Source organism: Bacillus cereus group sp. BfR-BA-01380 (assembly GCF_022663535.1).
Lineage (GTDB): Bacteria > Bacillota > Bacilli > Bacillales > Bacillaceae_G > Bacillus_A > Bacillus_A cereus_BB.
Genome location: NZ_JAKUFS010000009.1, coordinates 139,544 through 161,192 on the forward strand (window position 1 = coordinate 139,544; position 21,649 = coordinate 161,192).

Here is a 21,649-nt window from a genome sequence, read left to right on the forward strand (position 1 = left end):
TTATCACCTCCCTTCACTTAGAGAAGTGATAATAGAACAACCACTCTGACCATGAGTTACTCTTCCATTTTATCATAATTTTCACTACTTTACGATGAAAACCGGTAAGCTTTGTACTTGCCGGTTTTTTCATTGTGTTGAGAAATAAAAAATATGACATACTAAGAAAAAAAGAAGGTAGTCATATGGCGAATTGGATAAGAAGAGGAATAAAACAAGTAAGTCTAATAGCTCTCATTGTTCTTGCAGGAGGAATAATTTGGTTGTATGGTACGAATTCTGGTCACAAACTGCGCGAAATGATAGGAGGATCTATTCTATCATCACAGCACCCACAATTTGCAAGATTACTTTTGTCGAAAGATGAAATTCATCAATTAGAAACCGCTATTTATGCACCGCCAACACAAAAATCAAAACTTCCTAATATTTCATTTCCTCGTAAAAAACAACCGTTATCTGTAACTGTGGAAACAATTGAAGATCCACATTTCACAGCAAAAGTAATGAAAGTAAATGACCCAACTACCATCCATTTAGTAAGTACGAAATATCATGATCAGGGACAACCGTTATCTGATCTCATTGAACAAAATGGAGGTATTGCGGGTATCAACGCAGGAGGCTTTAAAGATCCGGGAGGTATTGGACGTGGTGGCCAAATTATCGGTATTGCGCTTTCTAATGGTATGATTCGTTCAGAGCCTGGTTTTAGTCAAGACGCACGCAATCTTATTTGTGGATTTACCAAAAAAGGACAATTCATTACAGGAATGTATTCTATAAATGAGTTAAAGCGTATGAACGTGACGCAAGCTGTGTCATTCGGACCGCAGTTGATTGTGGATGGGGAAAATATGGTGACAGATCATATTGAGGAAGCATTTGGCTGGGCACCACGAACAGGCATCGGGCAAGATGCTAAAGGAAATGTCATCATGATTGTAACAGACGGCAGGTTTTATTGGAACAAAAAACATCGCGGTGCTTCTATGAGAGATATGGTGTCCCTTTTCAAAAAATACGGATGTATAGATGCATTTGCCCTTGACGGCGGAGGTTCCACAACGATGATATACAAAGGAGAACTACAGCTAAAACCAGCAACCGAAACGTCGGTAGGAATGCGCTATCTTCCGAATGCATTTGTAATTATTCCGAAAGAATAGGCATTATGAAAGGAATCCTTACCTGCCGAGCACTTTATCTTTCGGTAAGTAAGGATTCTTAGGTGGTCAGCTTTTTATGTTTCCTGATTGATTCTCTCTTGAACTTTATGCATAACACCATCATAAAAAACTCTCTCATCATCCACATTAATATGAATTTTTGTTACTGTTTTTTGAAACCCCAAAAACATAGTTGCCTGCATTGGCTTTACCAATACGATTTCGAGTTTTGCTGGTTCTTTCATAAACTCGTTTACTGTCGCATCAAAAATTTGTCTTTGTTCAATCTCAGAAGGTAATGCTCCTTTATTATGATGTATGCTTTCAATATTACAAAATGGGACGATAAGCTGTTTCGTCAGACCAACTTGTAAAATAAGCTCTTTATCAGTTATAACATATGGACATAAACGAATTGCTTGTATTTCTGCCAAGAAAAATATCACAGCGTAAATATTTAAGATTAGAAGAATCCATGCTACAACCGGATTCCATTGATGAAGAAAATAATGAAAACCAATTGATTCAATTAAAGTTGCATGTATGAGCATCATATAAAATGCAATGGAACCTGTTTTTTTGTGATACGTAAACATCTCTGAACTTGTACGCTCTTTTTTACGCCAAGAGAATAAAGCGTAGTATAACAACTTACACTCAGATAACAATACAGCCACACCAACACTTTTGGAAACTGACTGGTACACTGCCTTTTCGATTGCATATGAAAAAGATGGATATGCATACCTATATTTCTTATAAGAGCGAATAATCGCAGGGAGTTTTCTTCCTATTTTGTAAATAAGATACAGCTCTAAGCAAAGAAATGCAATTTCCCCAGCTACTACTATATACGTGACAAACGTAAAAGATTCAAAATACGGATTTGGAATAATAAATCTTGCAACAACATAGCCTGCAAGTATAACAGGAAAGATGTATTTTAGTGAATATCGTTTTCTTATAATAAGAATGTAAGTAACGATTGGAATAGTAATTATAAAATCAAATAGAGAACCAAGTGCTACTCTATTTGGTAAAGGCGACATGATTGGTAGTGCATAAACAAGCATATTTGAAAGGATAATTAAACTCGTAATAGCAAACCAGATTAACAATCGTTTCTTCGTTATTGCATGATTCATGTAATCATTCCTTTTTATTTGAAAATTTCATTTACATGCTCTTTGTAAAATGTAATTGCTTTTTCATATTTTTTTACACCGTCTGCCTTTACTACTACATCTAACAACAGCTTCATCGCATCTTCATGAGATTGTACATTGTATTTTGCTATTGATAAAAACACTTTCATAGCGTCATCATCTGGATAACGTTTCATTCCTGCTTCTAATATAGCAATAGCTTTCTCGTATTCTCCAATACATCGATATGTACTTCCTAAACCGATATAAGCCCCTCGCAAACTTTCCCCTTCTACTCCTAGTTCAATCGCTTTCTCGTAATATGGAACGGCTTCCGATTCCATTCCCATAGCATCGTGTGTGCATGCGCATTGATACAAGATTTCTGGATTTTGAGTAAAGTTTGTTAAACTTAACAATAGCTCTCTTGATTGAGCGAATTTTTTCTCATTCCGTAATTGAATTGCTTTTTTTAATAGATTTTCCATTATCTCACCATCATTTCACAACATATATTCTTTCTTAGTTATCAATAATGACTATAAACTTTTTCTTTTTCAAAATGTATCATCGCAAGTTTACCGATAAGACTTTTTGCTGTATTTGCTTTATCAGTACATACTTGAACTTCACTATCTTTAGAAATAATGTAGTGATTCGTTTCAGAGGTATATAGTGCATGTGAAGCATTTGCAACTATGAAATCTGCTTGTGCACCTTCCATTCGGATTTGTGCTCTCGTTATTAATTCTTGTTGACTTATACCGCTCTCTAACTTAAACCCCACTAACAAAACACCCGGATCCCATTGTTTAATTTGTGCTAGTACTTTTGGAGCTTTCTTAAAATGAATAACTGGCGGCATATCGCTCGATAACTTTCCTGATTTATCCATTACATTCCCTTCTTGATCGACAATTTTATCAATAACCCAATCCGATCCAGCTGCCGCCATAATAACAATATCTACTTTTTCACTTGTTATAATTTGTTTCATTTTATCTTGTAAATCGATAATTCCTTCAAAAGAATGAGAGGAAAGATTATGAGCCGCTTCAGGTTTTTCTGCAAAGTAACCATGTAAATATATAACAGAAGCCCCGTTCTTCAACGCTTCTTCCGCAAGAAGCTTTCCCATTTTTCCTGTTGATAAATTCGTATGTCCTCGTACCTTATCCCACTTTTCTAAACAGCCACCACTTGTAATTAGTACTTTTTTTCCCTTCATGTTGCCCCATCCTTTAATTACATATTTTCTTCGTTTTCTTTTGTGTTAAAAACCATTCCGTTCCAAAATCAACTGCTTCTCGTTGTTTCATTAATTTACATGATGCATTTCCAATCGTCCCATATGTAACCGCTCCTGTTTCATCAAGTGCCTTTCCTAACGGCTCAAAATCATCAGAATCATAGTCAAATTCTTCATACTCTTTCCATATACGAACTCCATTTTCAATAATTGGTGCTCCAATTTGAACTTTTTCTCGATAGTGCGCACGAACTTCAGATAAATGAAGTGATGTATTCGAATCATGATCCACTCCGATTAATAATATATATCCATCTAAATCATATATTTCCCCCAAAGGTGACTGCTCTCCAAAACTAGGAGCAAGGATGTGACCATCAATAATTTGTTTTGCGTATTTCCCCCACGCTGCAAAGCTATGTAACGGATGATTACTTCTTTTTGTATTCGGATATGTACGAAAACATTCCACTACTTTCCCCATACTTCGTGTTGGTGTTGTTTCTGGATGAAACGGTGGTTCATTGTCACGAATAATTTCCCACCAACTTTCTGGGACAGGTGGCATTTGCCAATTTTTCGGATCAGATAGATCACTCGTTTGAGTCGGCATAATAATTGTTCCTTCTTCTGTAACTACTTCCATTAAAGCTTCTACTACCGCCAAAGCCCCTCCGCTTATCCAACCAATCGAACTAAGGGATGAGTGTACAATAACATTCATTCCTTCTGTAACACCTAATTTTCGTAAATCGCTTACAATTGTATGAATTGTATTTGGCATTTTTGTTTTGGCAATTATATCGTTTATGCTCATAATAAATCCCCTCGTACCCTCTAATAAAATTTCTTTAATCTTCCATTTATATATTATCATATTTTTCTTAATTTTTAATCTAAAATAGGAACTACCTTCCACCATACATACTTTATCCTTTCAAAAACAGAAAAAGATGACCTTAAAAGATCATCTTCTCATGCCGTTATTTTCTCCTCTTTTTTCTCCATAACCGCCGCAAAACTATGTAAAATCATCCCTATGACAACAAGACTAAGACGTTTTTATTGGTAACTTATACGGTAAAGATGTAACTCTTAAGGATGTCAAAGTTGAGGATATCAATTATTCTAAGAGGACTAAAGAAAAAGTTGAAGTTCTTCGGAGAAATTTTGATAGCAGTGTAAGGAAAGCCTTTCTTAATTCTTTAGTAAATGACCCTGTTAAGCTTTCCGAACTTAAGAAAGCAGGAATAACGGATGCTATATAGAAAGGATGAAAAAAGGAAACAACCCAAAAGGATGGCAAGTACATCATAATTTACCTTTAGATGACGGAGGAACGAACAAACGACTTTGAAAATTTGACTTTAATACAAAATCATCCATACCATAAAGCGGTAACTAATACACAACGTACGTTAACTAAACACTTAGAGCCTGGAGATAGTGTAGACATAAGCTGTCCTATCCCAAAACACAACATTTATCCTAAAGGAGAATAAACAAATTTAGAAAGAGGTTTTTACATGTGGAAAATTTGATTTTAGAAATTGAAAAAATAGAGAAAAGCTTTAATGATAAATTGAATACATCTGCAACAGAGAATGAAGTTCAAAGATTAAGAGAACATGTGAAAGAGAATTTTAGTATTGAATTACCGATTGAGTATGAAGAGTTTCTCAAAACCGTAAATGGCCTAGATTTTAACGGGCTGGTACTTTACGGAGTTGATCCTTCTTTACTAGAAACAGAAAGAGATGAACAAATTTGCGGACTTATAGAAATGAATGAAATTTGGTATGAAAATGAATTTCAAAAAGAGTATCTTTTCCTTGGAGATTCAAATATAGCATGGTTTTGTAAAAGCTTATCTGATGGTACTTATTTAGAGCTTGATAAACCATCTGGTACAATAATGAATACATATAATGATTGCAATACAATGCTTGAGGAAGCATTAAAAATAACCCTTCTTTAGTATGGTGCATTAAATTGAACAAAATGACGAAAAAGGAACTTATTGAACTTGTAGAGCAAATATGTAATTCTAAATTACCAGATGAATTAGGTAGTAAGTATATTGATATTTTAGAGGCAAACGTACCTCATCCCGCCCCAAGCGACTTAATTTTTTGGGATTTTAGAGACTTAACACCTGAAGAGATAGTAGAAATTGCTTTGAACTATAAAGAAGAAGAAGAAAAATAAAATATTAAAGGACGAGCTACTCTTGAAAAAGGAATAGCTTTTGTCCTTTTTTATTTTACTCTAACAAAAAAACCGAATATTCTATCTTTTGTTGAAAAATAATTAATCTATCATTTCCATTTATCCAAATTGTGTTAATATTTAATCAACAATTATGTGGATGAGGAGAATATTATGAACGTATCAGTGAAGGGGAATGAACAGATTACAAAGTTGCTAAATGATTGGTATCAAGCCATGTTACAACAGCAAGTTTTAAAAGCAATTAATTTAAAACAAGAAATTATATCACCAAGCTAAGCAAAAAACTTTTGAAAAAGGGGCGTTAAAGTAATGAAGAAACTTAGAGTAATTGCGTTAGGATTGAGTTGTGTTGGAATTTTATCATTTGGAATAAATAACGATTCACCGCAATCATATGCTTATGGGGATTATCCAGTACCTCAAAGACCTGACTTAGCCTACAATATAGGCGATACAGGTGGTATTGTAAGTAATGAAGCTGTAGGAGATCCCGGTACTGATTCTCCTTCTTACAGTCATGCTGATTTCCCTGCACCACAAAAATCTGGATTAGCTTATACGCACGGAGATCCCGGTGTTGGTGGTGGTAGTGTAAGTACTGAAGGTGAAGCGAATCTTCCTACACTACAAGCGTAACATTTTAATAGATTTAAAGAACAAGCCGCCCGCCTAAAAATGAGCGGCTTTCTTCATTAATACATTTATCGGATGTTACTTTGCACTTCACACCACGATTACTCCCTCTACCCTGTTTAGGAGCAACTCGAAATAAAACAGCGAGGACATAACGAAATTTGTTGAATAGATGTCGCTATTAAATCTATTCGTTTTGAGGTGGGAGTATTACTGCCCACAAATAGCGTGATAAAGGTGGCATTACTCCGAACAATTATGTAATGCTTTCATAATCTTATCTGCCGTATTCTTTCCATTCCCTATGCAAGCTCCAATGCCTACACCATAATATGAAGCACCAGCTAAGTAAACATTTGGAAAAGCAGCTGACAATTTCTCATTCAAAGATTGAACTGCCTGATTATGTTCTAAATGATAATTTGGCATTAAGTCTTTCCAGTTTGTAACTTCAACAATCTGCGGCTCACCTTGAATTCCAAGACTTTTTTTAATATCAGATAAAGCAACTTGAATGAATTCTTCTTTACTATTATTTTTAATCTTTTCATACGCTGGATTTGAACTTTTATAAAACATTCTTACTAATAAGTTTTGTTTATTCGATGTATGCTTCCATTTCCTACTTGTCCATGTACAAGCATCACAATATAAATTACCATTTTCTGAAACAATAAAGCCTGTCCCATCTGCCGGTAATTGATTATCAGGTATTTCAAATCCTAAATAAATACTAATAAGAGATGAATTTTTGAATTTATTGAAATCACTGTTTAATTCGGCAGAATTTAATACTGTTTGTGCAATATCGTGAGGAGCAGCTAAAACAATGTAATCCGCTTTTAGTTTCTCTTGATTCGAAAAAGAAACTTCATACCCATTACCGACTCTACTTATATTCGTCGTTGTTACTCCTTTTCGTATTTCCGTCTCAGTCAACACCTCTTCTAACCGATTAACAATCGTAGAGAGTCCCCCTTTGAACGATAAAAACTTTTTATTTCCAGCTGCCTGGAATTGTTTTTTGTTCACTTCAAACCCTTTAATAATACTGCCGTATTTATTTTTATAATCAAGTAAATATGGTAATGTAGATGCCATTGTAAGTTCATTTAATTTACCAGAATATACCCCTGAAAGGACAGGAGAAATTTGCTTCTCAACTAATTCTTTTCCTAAAAAGCTTTCTAAAAATAAAGCAAGCGATGTATCTTTCGTAAAGCCTTTGTTTTTAGTAATAAAATCTTTCAGTGCAATAATTTTCCCTTTCGTTGAGACTAACGTACTGTTAAACAACGACTCTACACTTGTAGGGATTCCAAATACTGTATCAGCGGGAATAGGATGTAACGTATTCTCTGAATAAATGTAAGAAATACCAGTTTCGTTATATACCATATCATCTTCTAGATTCAGTTCTTTTACAAGAGGCATCACATTTTCATTTCGAGCAACAATTGAATCTGCTCCTGTTTCCATAATAAAATCATTTTCTTTTACACTGTGAATTTTTCCGCCTAAATATTCCTCTTTTTCTACAAGGATCAATTTTAAATCTATATTGTAATCCTTTTTTAATCTTTCTAAGTAAAACATAGTAGAGAGTCCCGTAATACCTCCACCTACGACAACAACTGTTTTCATATCTACTGAGCTCCTAACCGATACTATAAATTGATAAATTTCTTTATTATTATACCCAAAAGTTAGCTTTCTCGACTAGCAGCTTACACAGTCTGTAAAAAGATTGAAATTTACTTAGCGTACGCTAAGTAAAATTTTTGACATGAAACTTATAGTAATACATTTTCAAAAAGTAATAAAATTGCCTATACTAAATTGAACAGGTTTCATATATACATTTTAAAGCATCATTTAGGCACTAACATTTTGGTTATGTACCACTTCACCCTTATGGAATTGTCCTTTTTCTTGACATAGACCAGTCATGTGCCACATTCCTTTTTAAATATTTTTTTTAAAGAAGGTTTCCATTCTGATAAATCCTGATAAACAAACGTTATATTGTCACATATTTTATCTGCAACTTCGTACATATGTTTTATATCATTAGCCGTAAATAATATAGATCCTTTGCGTTGAGTACTGTCTACAATAGTTGGTATGGTGTCGCCCTCTTTTACTAATAGATCAATTAATACAACCTCGGATATGTTAGCCAACCCTTTATACTTGATTTCTTTTAAGCAACCTGGTTTTGGAATCAAGCTTAAAGACATAGCTTGACATTTTGAAGGTACACATCTAAATTCATCTATAGTCTTAGTAGCTAACGCATCATAATAGTATCCAAATTGAGATATGCCGGTTGTTAGTTCCACCATTTTCCAGATGTTACCACCACCTATCCTAACTTGAGACTCTATAATTATTGGCTTATTTTGTTTGTCTATTTTTACTTCTGTATGAGTAATGCCGTCTTCCAGTTGCATATCGTCCAAAAATAGCATTACTTTCTCAATAATTAATTTTTTTTGAGATTCATCTATAGGTGCCGGCATAATAGTATAGTTTATTATAAACGTATCTTCTTTAAATATTTCAGCTGATATAGCTAGTATAGAATGTTTTTTGTTATAAGAAACGGTTTCGACCGTATAAACTACGTCACCTTCAACGTACTCTTCCACTAAAACAGGTAGTTGAATACCATTTTCTTTCATAAATACCTCTACGTCATCTCCCGTGTCTAGCTTAGATACTCCTTTACCACCTGCGCCAATCGGGGGCTTTATTATAATACTATCTTTATTGTTCAAAAATTTATCAACGTCTTTTATGTTATTGCAAACTATCGAATCTATCGAAAAGTCTTTGCCTGCTAGAATTTCACGCATCATGTCTTTATTGCGGGTTATCATATTAGCATTGTAAGAAGGTCCTTTAACATTAAAAATCTTTGCAATTATGCAAGCCGTATCTAAGGCTGCTTCGTTGAAAGATACAACCACATCAAATGGTTTCTCTTTATACAATTCTTCAGCATAGTATACAGACAAGGGTATGTTTGTTGTGTCTATTTCTTTTTTATAGAAACACTTTTCTAAGATAGTTCCATCAAAATATATGTGTTTCGTGTAAGACCCTATATACGAAACAGTATACCCACTGTCTACAGCATCTTGTATAGGTTTTGTCCATCCCCCTATAAATAAAATGTGTGGTGTATTTTCTATGTCAGTTCCTTTTGATACCTTATACATCATAATCATCTCCTCTAAAATGAACTCGTATATTCAATGTCGGTTCCTTTTAATACGCCTCGCCTTAACAACACCATTAAACACAATGTTGTTCCGAAGCCCCCTATAAATAACGTAGTTTGAAGCCCAAATATAGAAACTAAAAATGCACTAGCAAAACTTCCCAATGCCCAAGCTCCCCAATTAAGCGTACGCTGTACAGCATTTACTCTGCCTAGCATGTGACTTGGTGAAGCAAGTTGTCGTATGGTTGCAGCGTAAGGGCCAAATACACCTTCTCCCATACCATGTATGATACTTGCAGCTACTATACCGTAAACGGTTCCCAAGTATCCCATTATCGGTATAAAGGCCAGACCGATAACTGATACAGTAGCGCTATAAATAAGCATTTTTGTATTATTAATTTGTTGACTTTTTTTCATGAGTATCGTATTGCCTATTAAAAATCCCACCGCTGCTGAACCTACAACAAAACCTATTTCAAGTTCAGATAGACCTATTACCTTATAAAGGAATATTACTAAAATGCTATTTAGTATGTATTTAAAAAAACCGTAAACAGCGCCACAGCTTACAATTGGTTCCAATACAGGGTGTTTTTTAAAATATATCAAACCTTCATATATGTCTTTGTATACGGATTTTATATTTACGTTTTTTAAAGAGCCCTCTGTATGCGGTTTAAACTTTGAAATAAATAATACAAACACAAAACAAACAAAATACGTTACTGCGTCAACAGTGAAAGAGCCTGTTAATCCAACTAGAGTAATAACGATTCCTGCTAGCATAGGACCAATTACTATAGAAAGAGACTCCGAAAGTGCTAGTTGTGCATTTCCTTTTTTTAAGTTGTCTTTATCTGTTAATATTTCCGGTAAGAAAGAAGGAATTGCAATATTGTAAAACGTGGTAAATATTCCATTTAAAAACATGAGAAACACCAATAAAGGGAACGTTATTATATTTGTTACAGTCAGTATGAATACTGATAAAAATAAAACGCCTTGACATATACTACAAATTAGCAAAACATTTTTTCTATGAAGGATGTCTATCAAAGCACCGGCTACTAATCCGAAAATTAGGTAGGGTATGAATATAATCCCACGAAGCATGGCAGCATTTGCCTCACTTGTTTGTAGCACCTCTAATGCAAAAAGAGGCAAAGCTACTATTGTAAACTGGGTACCTAACAAACTTATAGACTGCCCTAGCCAAAGCTTGTGAAAATTAAAATGTTTGTTATTTTTCATAATATCCCCCCCATTTGGCAATGTGTATTGCAGTTTTCATAAGAAAACAAGGACCAATAGAGAGAACTGCTTTTTTTAGGTGCCATTTGAAAATGCCTCCTTCAAGTGTTGTTTTTGCTGTCTACGATAAGCTTCCGGCGTTTGTCCGGTTTTCCTCTTAAACAGTGTAATAAAATAAGGTGTATTGGAAAGTCCGACAGACTCACCGACTTCAGCAACTGGGTCATCAACAGTAGTCAATAACATTTTCGCCTTTTCCATTCGGACATGCTGGATGTAGTCCACCGGGGTCATGCCTTTGATTTTTTTAAAGGTTCTATGCAAGTGATAAGGGGTTCCATGACTCAGAAGCGCAAGGACTTCAAGCGTCAACGTTTCATCGCAGTGGCTATCCACATATTCGGTTATGAAATCAATCCACTCCTCATCGGGCAATCTTTGCCTGGTTGGCTTGCACCGTTTGCAGGGACGAAAATGTGCGGCTAGTGCTTGATCAGCATTTTCAAAAAAGCCAATGTTTTCTCTTTTGGGTACTCTTGATTTGCAAGAAGGGCGACAAAAAATCCCTGTTGTTTTCACTGCATAAAAAAATTGTCCGTCATAAGAAGCATCATTATTGGCAATAGCCTGCCATTGTTCATCAGAAACAGGGACGGATAGAATTGGCTTCTCAGAGTCTGGTTGTTGATTAGTTCGTTTCAGATTCGTTTTCCAATCGTATGTCACTTTGAATCACCTCTAGCTTCAGTATAACCCTGGAAACCCTGTATTGTATGCATTTTGGAATGTAACAGCAAGATAACGAAATTACAATGACGAGTTGTTATGTAATCATACCGGTCTATGGCTCTTCCCAAGATTCCATCCTTTTTCTTTAGATATTCGATTTCGTTTTGCCCATACGTTTGAATAAGAAAAAAGGTTGGATTATTCCGCCTCCATTACATGTTCAACAATCTGAACAAGCATAATACTCAATAGCAATCTAATTTCTTTTTTATCCCGCATTAACGGGCAGTAAAAACCCGATTGGTTCAACTAACCATCAGTGGGAGATGAAAAAACTCTCCACTGATGGAAGTTTCACTTTATGTTGCTTTAATCTTTACAAGGATAGGAACAATTTAGAATTTAGTAAAAAAAGCTTCTTAGGTAAGAAGCTTTTTTTATGTTGGCATATCACCCACATTTCAATGAAAATATACGCTAACTTTACAACAATAAGGTTTATGTAATAAATTTAGAATGAATATTCAAAATAAAGGTGTGAGTTAATGAAAATATAGGGAGGATAATTATGAATAAGGTACTTGGTACTTTTAAAAATGCTTTCTTAGATTTATTCTCAATGAGTAAAGGCTTTATATACGGATTTGTAATGGTTGGTTTATTTATTGTAATTAGTTGTGCTTTGTTATTCGGAATTCTGTTTCTAAAAAACTTAATCTTTTAGTCAATTATTACTGTGATATTGAACTACCCCCACCTACCGTTACACGCTTGAGGTAGGGGGCTTCTCGCCAAATATGATAAATATGTTTGCTTATTAAGTTAACGGGTAGGGTTAATTGAAGAACGATTATCCATGTCGTTGTGGTAAATAAGGTCATTTGCCAAGTTGAAGCAACAAGCCATCCTGGTCCATAAGCACCAGAAAAGCTCAGCGGTGCATAAAACAGTCCAAATCCTACAACGCTCCATAGCAACCATTCAGTTGGTTGTTTTTTCATATACTAAACAAGCTGCCTCAAATTCCCTCTATACATAACAATGATAAGTAATAGCGGAACCATAAAGAAACAACGGAAAGATGCGCTCCAAATCCAGCTTCCGCCTTGTAAGTCCATTGCTCTGTTTAACACAAAAGTAAATGCAAAGAAAATAGAAGCCACTATTCCTAATATAATCGCCTTCATTTATAACTCCCTAAAATAGTAATTTTCTTATCATCTCATTCAAAAAAGGAAGGGGAAAGAAATCCCCCTCCTAAATACTATAAAGATGCCTTCAATTTGTACTCATGATATATTAATCGTCACAATCATGCTCACGTGCGATAGCTAGAGCGCTAAAAGAAATTGGCCCAACAACTTCTGCTGTTGTATTTTGAGTAATATTTTCAGCAGTTACACGATACTTATGAGAGCCAGATTTTACATTCGTGTCTATCGCTTGAAATGTTACGATATAAAATTGTTCTGAGTCAGCAGATTCTATTCCTTGTTGAGCCACAAAAATTTCTTGATCATCGCGAAAAATTCTAAACACAACTTGAGCAATTCCAGTAACTCCTTTTATACCAACAGTAAAAATAAGTTCCACATGATTTTCTTTTGCCTGTTTTTTAGGGATGTGAACACGTAGTTCCGCCAATTTAACTCTTTTTGGAGATTGCGGAATGTTAAAAGCTTTTGTTTCATCTATTTTACGAAGTGGTTCCGTTGCTTGGTAATCAATAATATGAAACATTCTAAATCACCTCCTCTATCTCTATTTTAAAATATGTAATAGAGATAGAGGTTGCTTGTATATCTATCATTCTTTCAAGTTTTTAATATTATGAAATCGCTAACTATATATAAGTTAAAAAACGACATAAAAACCAATTTCTTTTTTTAGGGAGGACGAGAACATCTGGCCATGTGTAGAAGCGGCCAGGCCTTTTCCTACCACGCGCAAGGTTTAAAACAAATGGAGCAAGCGAGTACAGGTCATGTTGTATCCAGCACAGCAGTAATTAATATGTTGAAAAATTAAAATGGATTTATATAAGCCAACATCACGTATTTTCACTTCTTACAAAAATAACACCATAAATTCTTCATCCCGATAGACGTTATCCATTTTCAATGCCCTTTTTTCTACACCATACGATTCAAATCCAATTGAATGATATAATTTTTTTGCTGCAATATTATCTGAAACAACTGATAAGCCAATTTGTTCTACATTTAACTTCTTTGCTTTTTTTACGACTTCATGTATTAAATTACGTGCATACCCTCTTCCTCTACTTTGAGCACTTACATATATTCCAACAATATGCCCTTTATGACGCCGCGCTGCTCTTGATTCTGTTAATAGTGTTACAACCCCTACTAACTTATTATTCTCATCAAAAGCACCAAATGTATAGCTATGTTCCCCTTGTAGATTTTTTATTACTTCCTGAATCGGCTCTTCCTTTTTGATTGCTTCTTCATATGTCGTAACATATGCTTCTGGATTTTTTTGCAATGCTTCTAAGCGTAAATCCCAATAATTTTCTGCATCCACTTCAGTTAACACTCTAATCATCCGGCTACATCCTTTCTTACATGTAAAATAAAAACCTGCCTTTAGACAGGTTCTACAAAATTAGATTTTCCCCTCTATATTATGAATCAACGAGTAGTTTACATAATAATATTATAAAATATTTTTACTTGTTTAATGAAAAAATACGAAGCACTTCATCAACTTTACTCATAGTGGCATCAGTTAACTGATGATTTTCAGTTTGATAGAAATGATATGCCTTTTGTAGACCGGTATGCAAATTTACTTGTGGCACATATAAATGATGCGCATTTAATTTTTCTATATTCATCGTGTAAATAACATTACGGAACGGAAAATAATTTCGTGTTGAAATGGCAGGGTCTAATGCTGTTTCATCTATTTCCACAGTACGTGCTTCTATTCCTACTACTTGGCTTGCTGTATCGACAAGTGTCTTCCATGTAATATCTTCCGGATACGACAAATTATAAGCTTGTCCATTAGATTGTTCTGAACCTATTACACTTTCCATCACTCGAACGACATCATCAATATGCACAAATTGCACTGGCCCCACATGTTTTGGAATAGGAATAGCAAGTTTTTTTGTCAAGCGATCAAATATGTACGCTTCTCTATACAAATTATTGCCTTCACCATAAATATACGAAGGTCTAAAAATCGTAATTGGAAATCTTTCTTGTTTATGTAAGGAAAATAAATAATCTTCCGCTTCTTTTTTATCGAGTCCATATTGTCCCCAATTATAATTTTCTGTCCGCTCAAAATCTTCAAATAAAGTTTGATTAGAAGGAGCGTACACTGCTCCTGAACTACATAATACATATCGCTTTAATTTACTTGTATCTACATAATCAAGCAATGTTTTCACATGATTCTTATGATAAGCCGTAATATCAAAAATATAGTCATACTGTTTATCTGAAATATTCTTCTTTACGTCTAAAGGAACATTTCGATCTCCTATCAGATGTGTACGTACTCCCTCATACGTAATCTCACGTGTTCCTCTAGTAAAAATATCTACTTCATATCCTTTAGAAATGAAAAACTTTGCTAAAGCTTCACTGACAAACTGCGTACCACCCATTACTAATATTTGAACCATCTATGTATCCCCCATTTTCTAAAGAATCTATTTACACTATAAGTTTATAGCTCTAACCCATATTTTCCCACAACAACTTCTATGTTTAACTTTCTCATCATGAATTTCTCTGATTCTGTAATTTTTTCAAATCCATATTGCTCATATAACGCATGTGCATCTTTGGTAACCAACATAAATCGTGTGCCATGAAGCTTTGGATGCTTTACAATCGTCTCTATTAACCTCTTACTTAATCCCCTTCCTCTATAAGTTGGTAAAATAAAGACATCTGCTAACCAAGAGAAGCGAACAAAATCGGTAACAACTCTTGCAAACCCTATTTGTTGATCTGTTTCACTTTCATATACACCATAACAAAGCGATGAATTTTTAATTACTTCGACAACCAATTCTTTAGGCATCCCTTCCGCCCAATAGGAGTCATTGCAAATGAAAATCATGAATCGTATCGATTTGTAACAAATCTTTATTTGTTGAAATATAATAATTGTTATTTTTCTCTACATATAAGGCAGCTTCCTTCATTTCAAATTCCTCCTTATTTCACAAAGATAAAGGTAAATGCAGTTGTTTCGGAATAGCGTGTAAAAACTCTGGTGTATATTTCAATCTAATAGAATAAGAATGCTGGTTAAACTGTAATGTATTTTCTTTTTTGTTTACGTTTTGGATAAACTCAAGATTTGGAGTTCCAAAGGTAACATTCATTGTTGGCATTAACGCCTTCATATCAATTGGAATCCACGGCCTTCCTTCTTTCACAACAACCGCATGTGCAGTTCCTCCAATTACAAAATTAAATATATCTTGGTCATGTATCGTCCTCATTTGCAATGTATTTTTTAGCCATTCTCGAAACATAGGAACAGACGGAACTGGAAATCCAACTTCTCTTACATACATAACTTGCAAAGGACCATTTCTTTGTAAAACATCTTCTTGTACATATTCATGTGAAATAATCTCAAGAATATTTCCGTCACCATCTTTAAAATATACAGCTTTACTGATTGTAGAATGATGCATAACCTTTTCGCCTCGTTTATCCTTTAAAATTTGGACACCCGATTGTGTGAGCCACAATGCGATTTCATCAAACAGAGAGTACGGCACTTGAAAAGCAAAATGAGTTGGCACAATTGGTTCTAATATTTCTTTGAAGCTAATGGTTGTAAAAGGAGTAATTTGAAATTGAATGTACGTTTCCGTTTGTTTTGCAATAGGAAATTGTAGTATATCAGCATATACTTGTTTTACGCCTTCAATGGATAATGTTTGTAATTCTATATCTAAAAAATGTGTAATCATCTAGCATCCCTCACAATGTTTATTTACTACTAGTGTATAAGATATACATAGTAAAAGAATCCACTTAAAGAGGGATACTCTACGTGCTACTTTTGTAGCATTTGCTTTCCAAATTCTTTATCAAATCTATATATTTTCAATAGGCTACTCTCCTTTTCTATGTAAAATAAAACGACCACCTCGCTCTATAATATGCTCCCAATTACGCATAGCTTGCTCTACCGTTATACATTGGTACGGATTAAACATCGTTTGACCATCTTTATTAAATACGAGATTATCAGTTAATGCATAGCAAGCATGAACAATTAATCCATCTTGTTCCCAAACGAGCACATCACCTTCCTGAATGATCTTTGTATCTATTCGCTTATGTATTCTGTAGCCTTTTTTTATCTGTTTCAATCGCCGCCAAAGTAGCAGCTAAGCAATTAGGTCCATTTTTATTAATGAATTGATTTATATAAGGCGAAATATTATTCTTCATGAAATCATCAATTAATACGGACTGTTCCTGCACAAACATTTCTGCAACATGTATTAATAATAAGATCCTTAATTGCTCCGAAAGTTCTTTCCACATATGTCCTTGCAAAATAATCAGTTCCTTATTTTCATATGAGAAAGTATGTCTCTCGAGCCAAGATTCCCATTCTACTGGATTGATTCGCACACCATTTTGAAATATTCCTCTTAATTGATGTACTTCGAAAATAAACCCACGCTGTAATCGAACTTGTTCTCTTAATATTTGTTTCTGGATTTGATTATTTAATGTTAAAAATTCTTCATTAGACATTCTAGCAATATAAAAGGCTTCATTTCGAACATTCCATGTTAAATATGCGGTTCTTTTATCTACAGGAATATATACTGCATTTCTCTCCTCTACCTTGCAAAATGCTGGTTTCTTTTCAAAGAAAAAATAGTCTTCATCAGGAACAAATAAATCCTGCCAGCTATTTATCACTTCATCAGATATTTGATTATTTTTGACGATGTGCACTTTTATCACTCCGCAACATTTCAAAAAACTCTTCTCTTAACATGCTAAAACGATAACGATCAATAAATCCCCCGTGTCTCAATCGATCTTTTCTCATTAATCCTTCACATACAAATCCAGCCCGTTCATAACTTTTCATCGCTTTTATATTATCTGCATCTACTCGCAGCCAAATTTTTTCTAAATCAAACTGATTAAAGCCAATTTGCAGCATTTGGTATAAAGCAGCCATTCCGTATCCTTTTCCCCAATATCGTTTATCTCCAATCGCAATTCCGAGCTCTGCATTTTTATTTGTTCTATCAAAATTTTTCAAATCTACCCAGCCAATATGCACACCATCTTCAGAACAAATCGCTCTTTGTTCATAACCATTTGTACGATTAACACACATTTCAATCCATTTTCTTGTCTCTTCACGTGTGAAAGGTGGATATTGATCTGGAACAACCAAATGCTTCGTTACTTCTTTATCTAAAGACCATTGATAGCGTTCTTCTATATCATTTAGTGATAATTCTCTTAATTGAACATTCGGTAAATTAAACATGTAATCATTCCTCATTTTTATATGTTTGTACAATTAGTTCTCCTATATTTTGCAGCACTTGTTCTAGTTGATACCACTCTGTATTTTCATCGCTTGCTTGAACAAATCCAATACAAAATAACACTCGATCTTCTAAATATAAATAACCAGCATCATTACAAACTGTTTCAAGCCCACCAGTCATATGTAGCCATTCATGTTGATTTGAGAATCGGAAACCGTCTGGGTCTTCTTGTTCTTTTAAAGATTCGAAGATAAACATATTCTCTGTTTCATGCTTATATAAGAATTTCATGAATTGAAATACACTAGCTGGTGTACCGCAATTTTTAGTTATACTCGTATTATCCTTGTTAACGAGTATATCGAGTTTCATATGCTGTAATTCAATATTCATCTCTCTTATATCAATTTTTTCTAAAATAGAATCATATGCTTCTCTCGAATGTTTACGAATAGCCTCTTTAATTGTTATTGGTGCTATATGCTCGTTTTTCTGAAAAGCAATACTACCTACAATCCATTTTGCCAAACTTGCTAGAGGGAACTTTTTATTTTCATTTATACATAGCGTTTCCCTTGTTTTTGTGTCATACAAATACAGACCTATTTCAACAGAAGAAGGAATGAGTTGTTGGATATCCTTTATCAAAAGTTTATTAAGTCCCATTACTTTTCCACCTTCCCAATACAAAACCCCTCAAAAAGTCGACCTCCGTACATGTCTAAAATGCCATTAACAAATACGATAACTTGCTCTTTCGCTCCCGTTTTATAAAATTGTTCAAACACCGCTGCAAACTCTGCAGCAAACTGTTCATCATATTTCTTTAAGGTTTTCATAAACCACTTTGATTGCCCAGTCCAACAATTATTCATACGTAACACGAACTCATGAACAAGATTAGCAAGATGATTTGCGATAAACAATTCATCTTCTCGCTTTGTTGCACCAACAAAATCGTCTAATACATCTGTAATAAAATAACGTTTCTGTTGTATCATTTCTTTTGTCCAAGGTTCAGGTCCTTTTTCCAATAGTTGCTGCGCTTCTTTCTTAATAGCTGGTATGATGCCTTTTATATCTTTTAGCACAATTCCTTCTGTAACGAGCTGCGGTAAAGAAGGACGGCCACGTTTGCAATCACTCGCAAAAAAGTCTTTATAAGATGTAAAATTATGTACAAACACTTCAACAGGCCATCCATTTGCTATGAATGATTCACGATATGCTGAAGAAAGCGAACTGTCAAAAATGATAATGTCTAGATCTGAAGTTTTTGTTCCCTCTCCTCTTGCAATACTTCCACCTAAAAGAGCCGCATCACAATTTGGAAATTGAGATGCAAGTATTTGTTTAGCTGCTTCTACTGGTTCCACATTTATCCCTCCTAATAATTCATTATTTATATATTCTTTACTATCTATTACCACTTTTGATATATTCGACATTATTTTTGTTTTTCCTATTATTTATTAAAAATACGGTATGTGAAATTTTAAAAAACTACTTCTTTATATAGCCTGCATATCTCTTAATAAATTAAAAAGGATCCATTTTGACAAGACAGTAATCAAAATGAATCCTTCTCCTATAAACTTAATTTTATCCCGCTATTCGCGGGCAGTAATACTCCCACCTCAAAATTCGGCGAAAGCATTGTCCAGTTCCAGTGGCTAGAATCTCCGGTCGTTTCCGCTTTTCTTAAAAAGTTAGGTGGGAGATAAACTGCTGGCATGCGCCCGATTGGTGAGAGCTGATAATCAGTGGGGAATGAAAAAAACCCGCTGATTAAAGTTTCACGTTATTTTTCCAATGGTAGTAAAACAAAATATAGTCCCCTCTTTATTTGACTGTACAGTATATTTGATATTAAGCAATCTACATATATCCTCAATTATTTTTAATCCAAGTCCCGTACTTTCAACATTCATATCAAACCCCATTCCATTATCTCTAATCGAAACAACACTATTTTCAATCGTTACCACAAGTGTTTTCGCCTTCGAATGTTGTAACGCATTCTGAAAAATGTTATCAAACAACCTTTGAAGCCACAAATCGTTACTAGTCCATATCAAATCTTTATGTATTGGATTATATATTAATTCCATGTCATGCATACTATACAGATAACTCCACTTTTTAACCATCGTTTCTAATACATTATGTATATTCACATCATCATTTACAATATAAGAATTCTCTAACGTATCTGTAGATTGTAATTTAAATTCATTGGTTAATTCAGCAATATACTGTATTTGTTGATATAAAGATTCTAGTATTGGTGTTTGTTCATTATATTGGCCTTCTATAAAAAATAGTTGTAATCTCATAGCTGTTAAAGGTGTATTAATATCATGCCTTAATTTATTTAAAAGTTCCTTTTTCATTTCCTCTTGCTGTTTCAGTTCTAATTCCCGATATGTAGTTCTTTCAATTAATAAATTTACTGATTTAATTAATTCTCCTATTTCATCTTCACTTTCCACATCTAATGTATTTGGAACCTTTTTATCGCTAGCTAAATGTCGAATTGTCTTATTTAATATATTTATTTTATTTAATAGCGAGTTAATTGTTTTCGAAAATAAAAAGGCTAACAATAATAGTGATACAAAAAAGATAACTAGCATTGTAGGATATGCAAATGATTCATGGAAAGGAATGTACTTATTCTTCGTCTTAAAGACACTATCATAAATTACTGACATAAGCACACTAATCAGTAGCAATAACAAAGGTACGCTAATAATAGCGGAAAATAATAATAACTGGTACTTCTTCTTTAATTTCATTTCTTCATATAGGTATTTAGTCGATACCCTTCTCCATATATATTTTGAATAATTTCACCCGTTTGATCATGAATTTTTGTTCTAATCTTTTTTATATGTACGTTCACAATATTGGGGTTTCTGTCTTCCAATTGCCATAAATAATCAAAGAAATGTTCTTTCGTTAAAACTCTATCCCTATTTTCATATAAATAAAAGAATATTTTACGTTCAATCGCGGTAAAAACAACTTCATTATGTAAGCTAGTATTGAAAACCTTTTTATGTTCTGCATCAATATATAAATGTTTAATTTGCGTAAAAATACCATATTGATTATCTAGCATTTTCTGCATTCTTAGTAACAGCTCTCTCGGATCAAAAGGCTTTACCATATAATCCTCACCTATTGTCAAACCTTGGAGTTTGCTATCCATATCACTTCGAGCAGATAGAAAAATAACTGGAATATTTAACCCGAGATTTTTTATTTTCTTTGTAATTTGATAGCCATCTTCACCTGGCAACATAATATCCATTATGACTAAATCTATCTCATGGATGATTTCAGTAATATCTTTTCCTTCTTTCTTCCAACATACATTGTACCCTTCGCGTTGCAAAATTTTTTGCAATAAATCACCAATCATCAAATCATCTTCAATAATTAAAATATTATATCCTTTCATCACGTAAAACC

At 34.0% G+C, this 21,649-nt stretch carries 25 protein-coding genes and 3 pseudogenes; 7 read left to right on the plus strand and 21 right to left on the minus strand.

The features are described 5' to 3' along the window. Nucleotides 1–185: 185 nt before the first annotated feature. Nucleotides 186–1,169, plus strand: a complete 984-nt coding sequence (locus MR076_RS11155) for a phosphodiester glycosidase family protein (protein ID WP_242220573.1) — start codon at nt 186–188, stop codon at nt 1,167–1,169. A 74-nt stretch (nt 1,170–1,243) separates the two neighbouring features. Here MR076_RS11155 and MR076_RS11160 read toward each other — a convergent pair whose 3' ends face one another. The 4 genes from MR076_RS11160 to MR076_RS11175 are packed head-to-tail and all read right to left on the minus strand — an operon-like array spanning nt 1,244 to nt 4,440. Beyond that, nucleotides 1,244–2,314 (minus strand): hypothetical protein, encoded by a 1,071-nt coding sequence (locus MR076_RS11160; RefSeq protein ID WP_242220574.1) that lies wholly within the window; start codon nt 2,312–2,314, stop codon nt 1,244–1,246. A gap of 14 nt (nt 2,315–2,328) precedes the next feature. Further along, nucleotides 2,329–2,802, minus strand: a complete 474-nt coding sequence (locus MR076_RS11165; RefSeq protein WP_242220575.1) for a tetratricopeptide repeat protein — start codon at nt 2,800–2,802, stop codon at nt 2,329–2,331. Between the two features lie 41 nt (nt 2,803–2,843). After that, complete coding sequence (locus tag MR076_RS11170) at nt 2,844–3,542, minus strand: phosphopantothenoylcysteine decarboxylase domain-containing protein (RefSeq protein ID WP_242220576.1); 699 nt, start codon at nt 3,540–3,542, stop codon at nt 2,844–2,846. Nucleotides 3,543–3,555: 13 nt separating this feature from the next. Beyond that, nucleotides 3,556–4,440 carry an AAC(3) family N-acetyltransferase gene (locus MR076_RS11175; RefSeq protein WP_277928451.1) on the minus strand — a complete coding sequence of 295 codons (885 nt, stop codon included), beginning with the start codon at nt 4,438–4,440 and terminating at the stop codon, nt 3,556–3,558. Nucleotides 4,441–5,100: 660 nt separating this feature from the next. Here MR076_RS11175 and MR076_RS11180 point away from each other — a divergent pair. The 4 genes and pseudogenes from MR076_RS11180 to MR076_RS11195 all read left to right on the plus strand — a co-directional run bounded on the left by MR076_RS11180 (nt 5,101) and on the right by MR076_RS11195 (nt 6,431). Next, entirely contained in the window at nt 5,101–5,541 is a 441-nt protein-coding gene (locus MR076_RS11180) for a YrhA family protein (protein ID WP_242220621.1), read from the plus strand. A 23-nt stretch (nt 5,542–5,564) separates the two neighbouring features. Further along, nucleotides 5,565–5,771, plus strand: coding sequence for a bacteriocin immunity protein (locus MR076_RS11185; RefSeq protein WP_242220622.1), 207 nt, complete (start codon nt 5,565–5,567; stop codon nt 5,769–5,771). A gap of 174 nt (nt 5,772–5,945) precedes the next feature. Beyond that, nucleotides 5,946–6,056, plus strand: a pseudogene (locus MR076_RS11190) (response regulator aspartate phosphatase); the annotation flags it as partial. 48 nt (nt 6,057–6,104) lie between these two features. Continuing rightward, nucleotides 6,105–6,431 carry a Phr family secreted Rap phosphatase inhibitor gene (locus MR076_RS11195; protein WP_242220577.1) on the plus strand — a complete coding sequence of 109 codons (327 nt, stop codon included), beginning with the start codon at nt 6,105–6,107 and terminating at the stop codon, nt 6,429–6,431. 240 nt (nt 6,432–6,671) lie between these two features. On the opposite strand, the gene MR076_RS11200 is transcribed toward MR076_RS11195, so the two are convergent. The 4 genes from MR076_RS11200 to MR076_RS11215 all read right to left on the minus strand — a co-directional run bounded on the left by MR076_RS11200 (nt 6,672) and on the right by MR076_RS11215 (nt 11,637). Next, a complete protein-coding gene (locus MR076_RS11200) occupies nt 6,672–8,072 on the minus strand; it encodes a protoporphyrinogen oxidase (RefSeq protein ID WP_242220579.1) in 1,401 nt (466 codons plus the stop codon). 302 nt (nt 8,073–8,374) lie between these two features. Further along, on the minus strand, nt 8,375–9,652 hold the full coding sequence (locus tag MR076_RS11205; RefSeq protein ID WP_242220623.1) for an ATP-grasp domain-containing protein: 1,278 nt from the start codon (nt 9,650–9,652) through the stop codon (nt 8,375–8,377). Nucleotides 9,653–9,666: 14 nt separating this feature from the next. After that, a complete protein-coding gene (locus MR076_RS11210) occupies nt 9,667–10,911 on the minus strand; it encodes an MFS transporter (RefSeq protein WP_242220581.1) in 1,245 nt (414 codons plus the stop codon). 75 nt (nt 10,912–10,986) lie between these two features. Then, nucleotides 10,987–11,637 (minus strand): bifunctional transcriptional activator/DNA repair enzyme AdaA, encoded by a 651-nt coding sequence (locus MR076_RS11215; RefSeq protein ID WP_313897327.1) that lies wholly within the window; start codon nt 11,635–11,637, stop codon nt 10,987–10,989. A 173-nt stretch (nt 11,638–11,810) separates the two neighbouring features. Between MR076_RS11215 and MR076_RS26985 the strand changes: the two are divergent. Continuing rightward, nucleotides 11,811–11,882 (plus strand): annotated as a pseudogene (locus tag MR076_RS26985) (DUF3231 family protein); the annotation flags it as partial. Nucleotides 11,883–12,208: 326 nt separating this feature from the next. Continuing rightward, the gene (locus MR076_RS11225) at nt 12,209–12,364 is read left to right on the plus strand and encodes a hypothetical protein (RefSeq protein ID WP_242220583.1); all 156 of its coding nucleotides are present in this window, start codon (nt 12,209–12,211) and stop codon (nt 12,362–12,364) included. A gap of 148 nt (nt 12,365–12,512) precedes the next feature. On the opposite strand, the pseudogene MR076_RS11230 reads toward MR076_RS11225, so the two are convergent. From MR076_RS11230 to ybdJ, 13 genes and pseudogenes are all read right to left on the minus strand, one after another. Further along, nucleotides 12,513–12,827 (minus strand): annotated as a pseudogene (locus MR076_RS11230) (multidrug resistance efflux transporter family protein); the annotation flags it as partial. Between the two features lie 112 nt (nt 12,828–12,939). After that, nucleotides 12,940–13,380, minus strand: a complete 441-nt coding sequence (locus tag MR076_RS11235; protein WP_242220585.1) for an exosporium protein C — start codon at nt 13,378–13,380, stop codon at nt 12,940–12,942. Between the two features lie 327 nt (nt 13,381–13,707). Next, entirely contained in the window at nt 13,708–14,208 is a 501-nt protein-coding gene (locus MR076_RS11240) for a GNAT family N-acetyltransferase (RefSeq protein ID WP_242220587.1), read from the minus strand. Between the two features lie 124 nt (nt 14,209–14,332). After that, on the minus strand, nt 14,333–15,301 hold the full coding sequence (locus MR076_RS11245) for an NAD-dependent epimerase/dehydratase family protein (RefSeq protein ID WP_242220589.1): 969 nt from the start codon (nt 15,299–15,301) through the stop codon (nt 14,333–14,335). Between the two features lie 44 nt (nt 15,302–15,345). Next, a complete protein-coding gene (locus MR076_RS11250; RefSeq protein ID WP_242220591.1) occupies nt 15,346–15,705 on the minus strand; it encodes a GNAT family N-acetyltransferase in 360 nt (119 codons plus the stop codon). Between the two features lie 142 nt (nt 15,706–15,847). After that, on the minus strand, nt 15,848–16,612 hold the full coding sequence (locus tag MR076_RS11255) for a VOC family protein (protein ID WP_242220593.1): 765 nt from the start codon (nt 16,610–16,612) through the stop codon (nt 15,848–15,850). Between the two features lie 144 nt (nt 16,613–16,756). Continuing rightward, the gene (locus MR076_RS11260) at nt 16,757–16,948 is read right to left on the minus strand and encodes a hypothetical protein (RefSeq protein ID WP_242220595.1); all 192 of its coding nucleotides are present in this window, start codon (nt 16,946–16,948) and stop codon (nt 16,757–16,759) included. A 34-nt stretch (nt 16,949–16,982) separates the two neighbouring features. Continuing rightward, nucleotides 16,983–17,618 carry a hypothetical protein gene (locus tag MR076_RS11265; protein ID WP_242220597.1) on the minus strand — a complete coding sequence of 212 codons (636 nt, stop codon included), beginning with the start codon at nt 17,616–17,618 and terminating at the stop codon, nt 16,983–16,985. Beyond that, a complete protein-coding gene (locus MR076_RS11270) occupies nt 17,599–18,168 on the minus strand; it encodes a GNAT family N-acetyltransferase (protein ID WP_242220599.1) in 570 nt (189 codons plus the stop codon). Before MR076_RS11270 ends, MR076_RS11265 begins: the two co-directional genes overlap by 20 nt. Nucleotides 18,169–18,172: 4 nt before the next feature. Next, on the minus strand, nt 18,173–18,838 hold the full coding sequence (locus MR076_RS11275; RefSeq protein ID WP_242220601.1) for a serine hydrolase: 666 nt from the start codon (nt 18,836–18,838) through the stop codon (nt 18,173–18,175). Beyond that, on the minus strand, nt 18,838–19,548 hold the full coding sequence (locus MR076_RS11280) for a nucleotidyltransferase domain-containing protein (protein ID WP_242220602.1): 711 nt from the start codon (nt 19,546–19,548) through the stop codon (nt 18,838–18,840). The genes MR076_RS11275 and MR076_RS11280 overlap by 1 nt, the downstream gene beginning before the upstream one ends. Before the next feature lie 420 nt (nt 19,549–19,968). Beyond that, nucleotides 19,969–20,970 (minus strand): sensor histidine kinase, encoded by a 1,002-nt coding sequence (locus MR076_RS11285; RefSeq protein ID WP_242220604.1) that lies wholly within the window; start codon nt 20,968–20,970, stop codon nt 19,969–19,971. Beyond that, nucleotides 20,967–21,638: a two-component system response regulator YbdJ gene (ybdJ, locus tag MR076_RS11290; protein WP_242220606.1), complete on the minus strand. Its 672-nt coding sequence runs from the start codon at nt 21,636–21,638 to the stop codon at nt 20,967–20,969. The genes MR076_RS11285 and ybdJ overlap by 4 nt, the downstream gene beginning before the upstream one ends. Between the last annotated feature and the right edge of the window lie 11 nt (nt 21,639–21,649).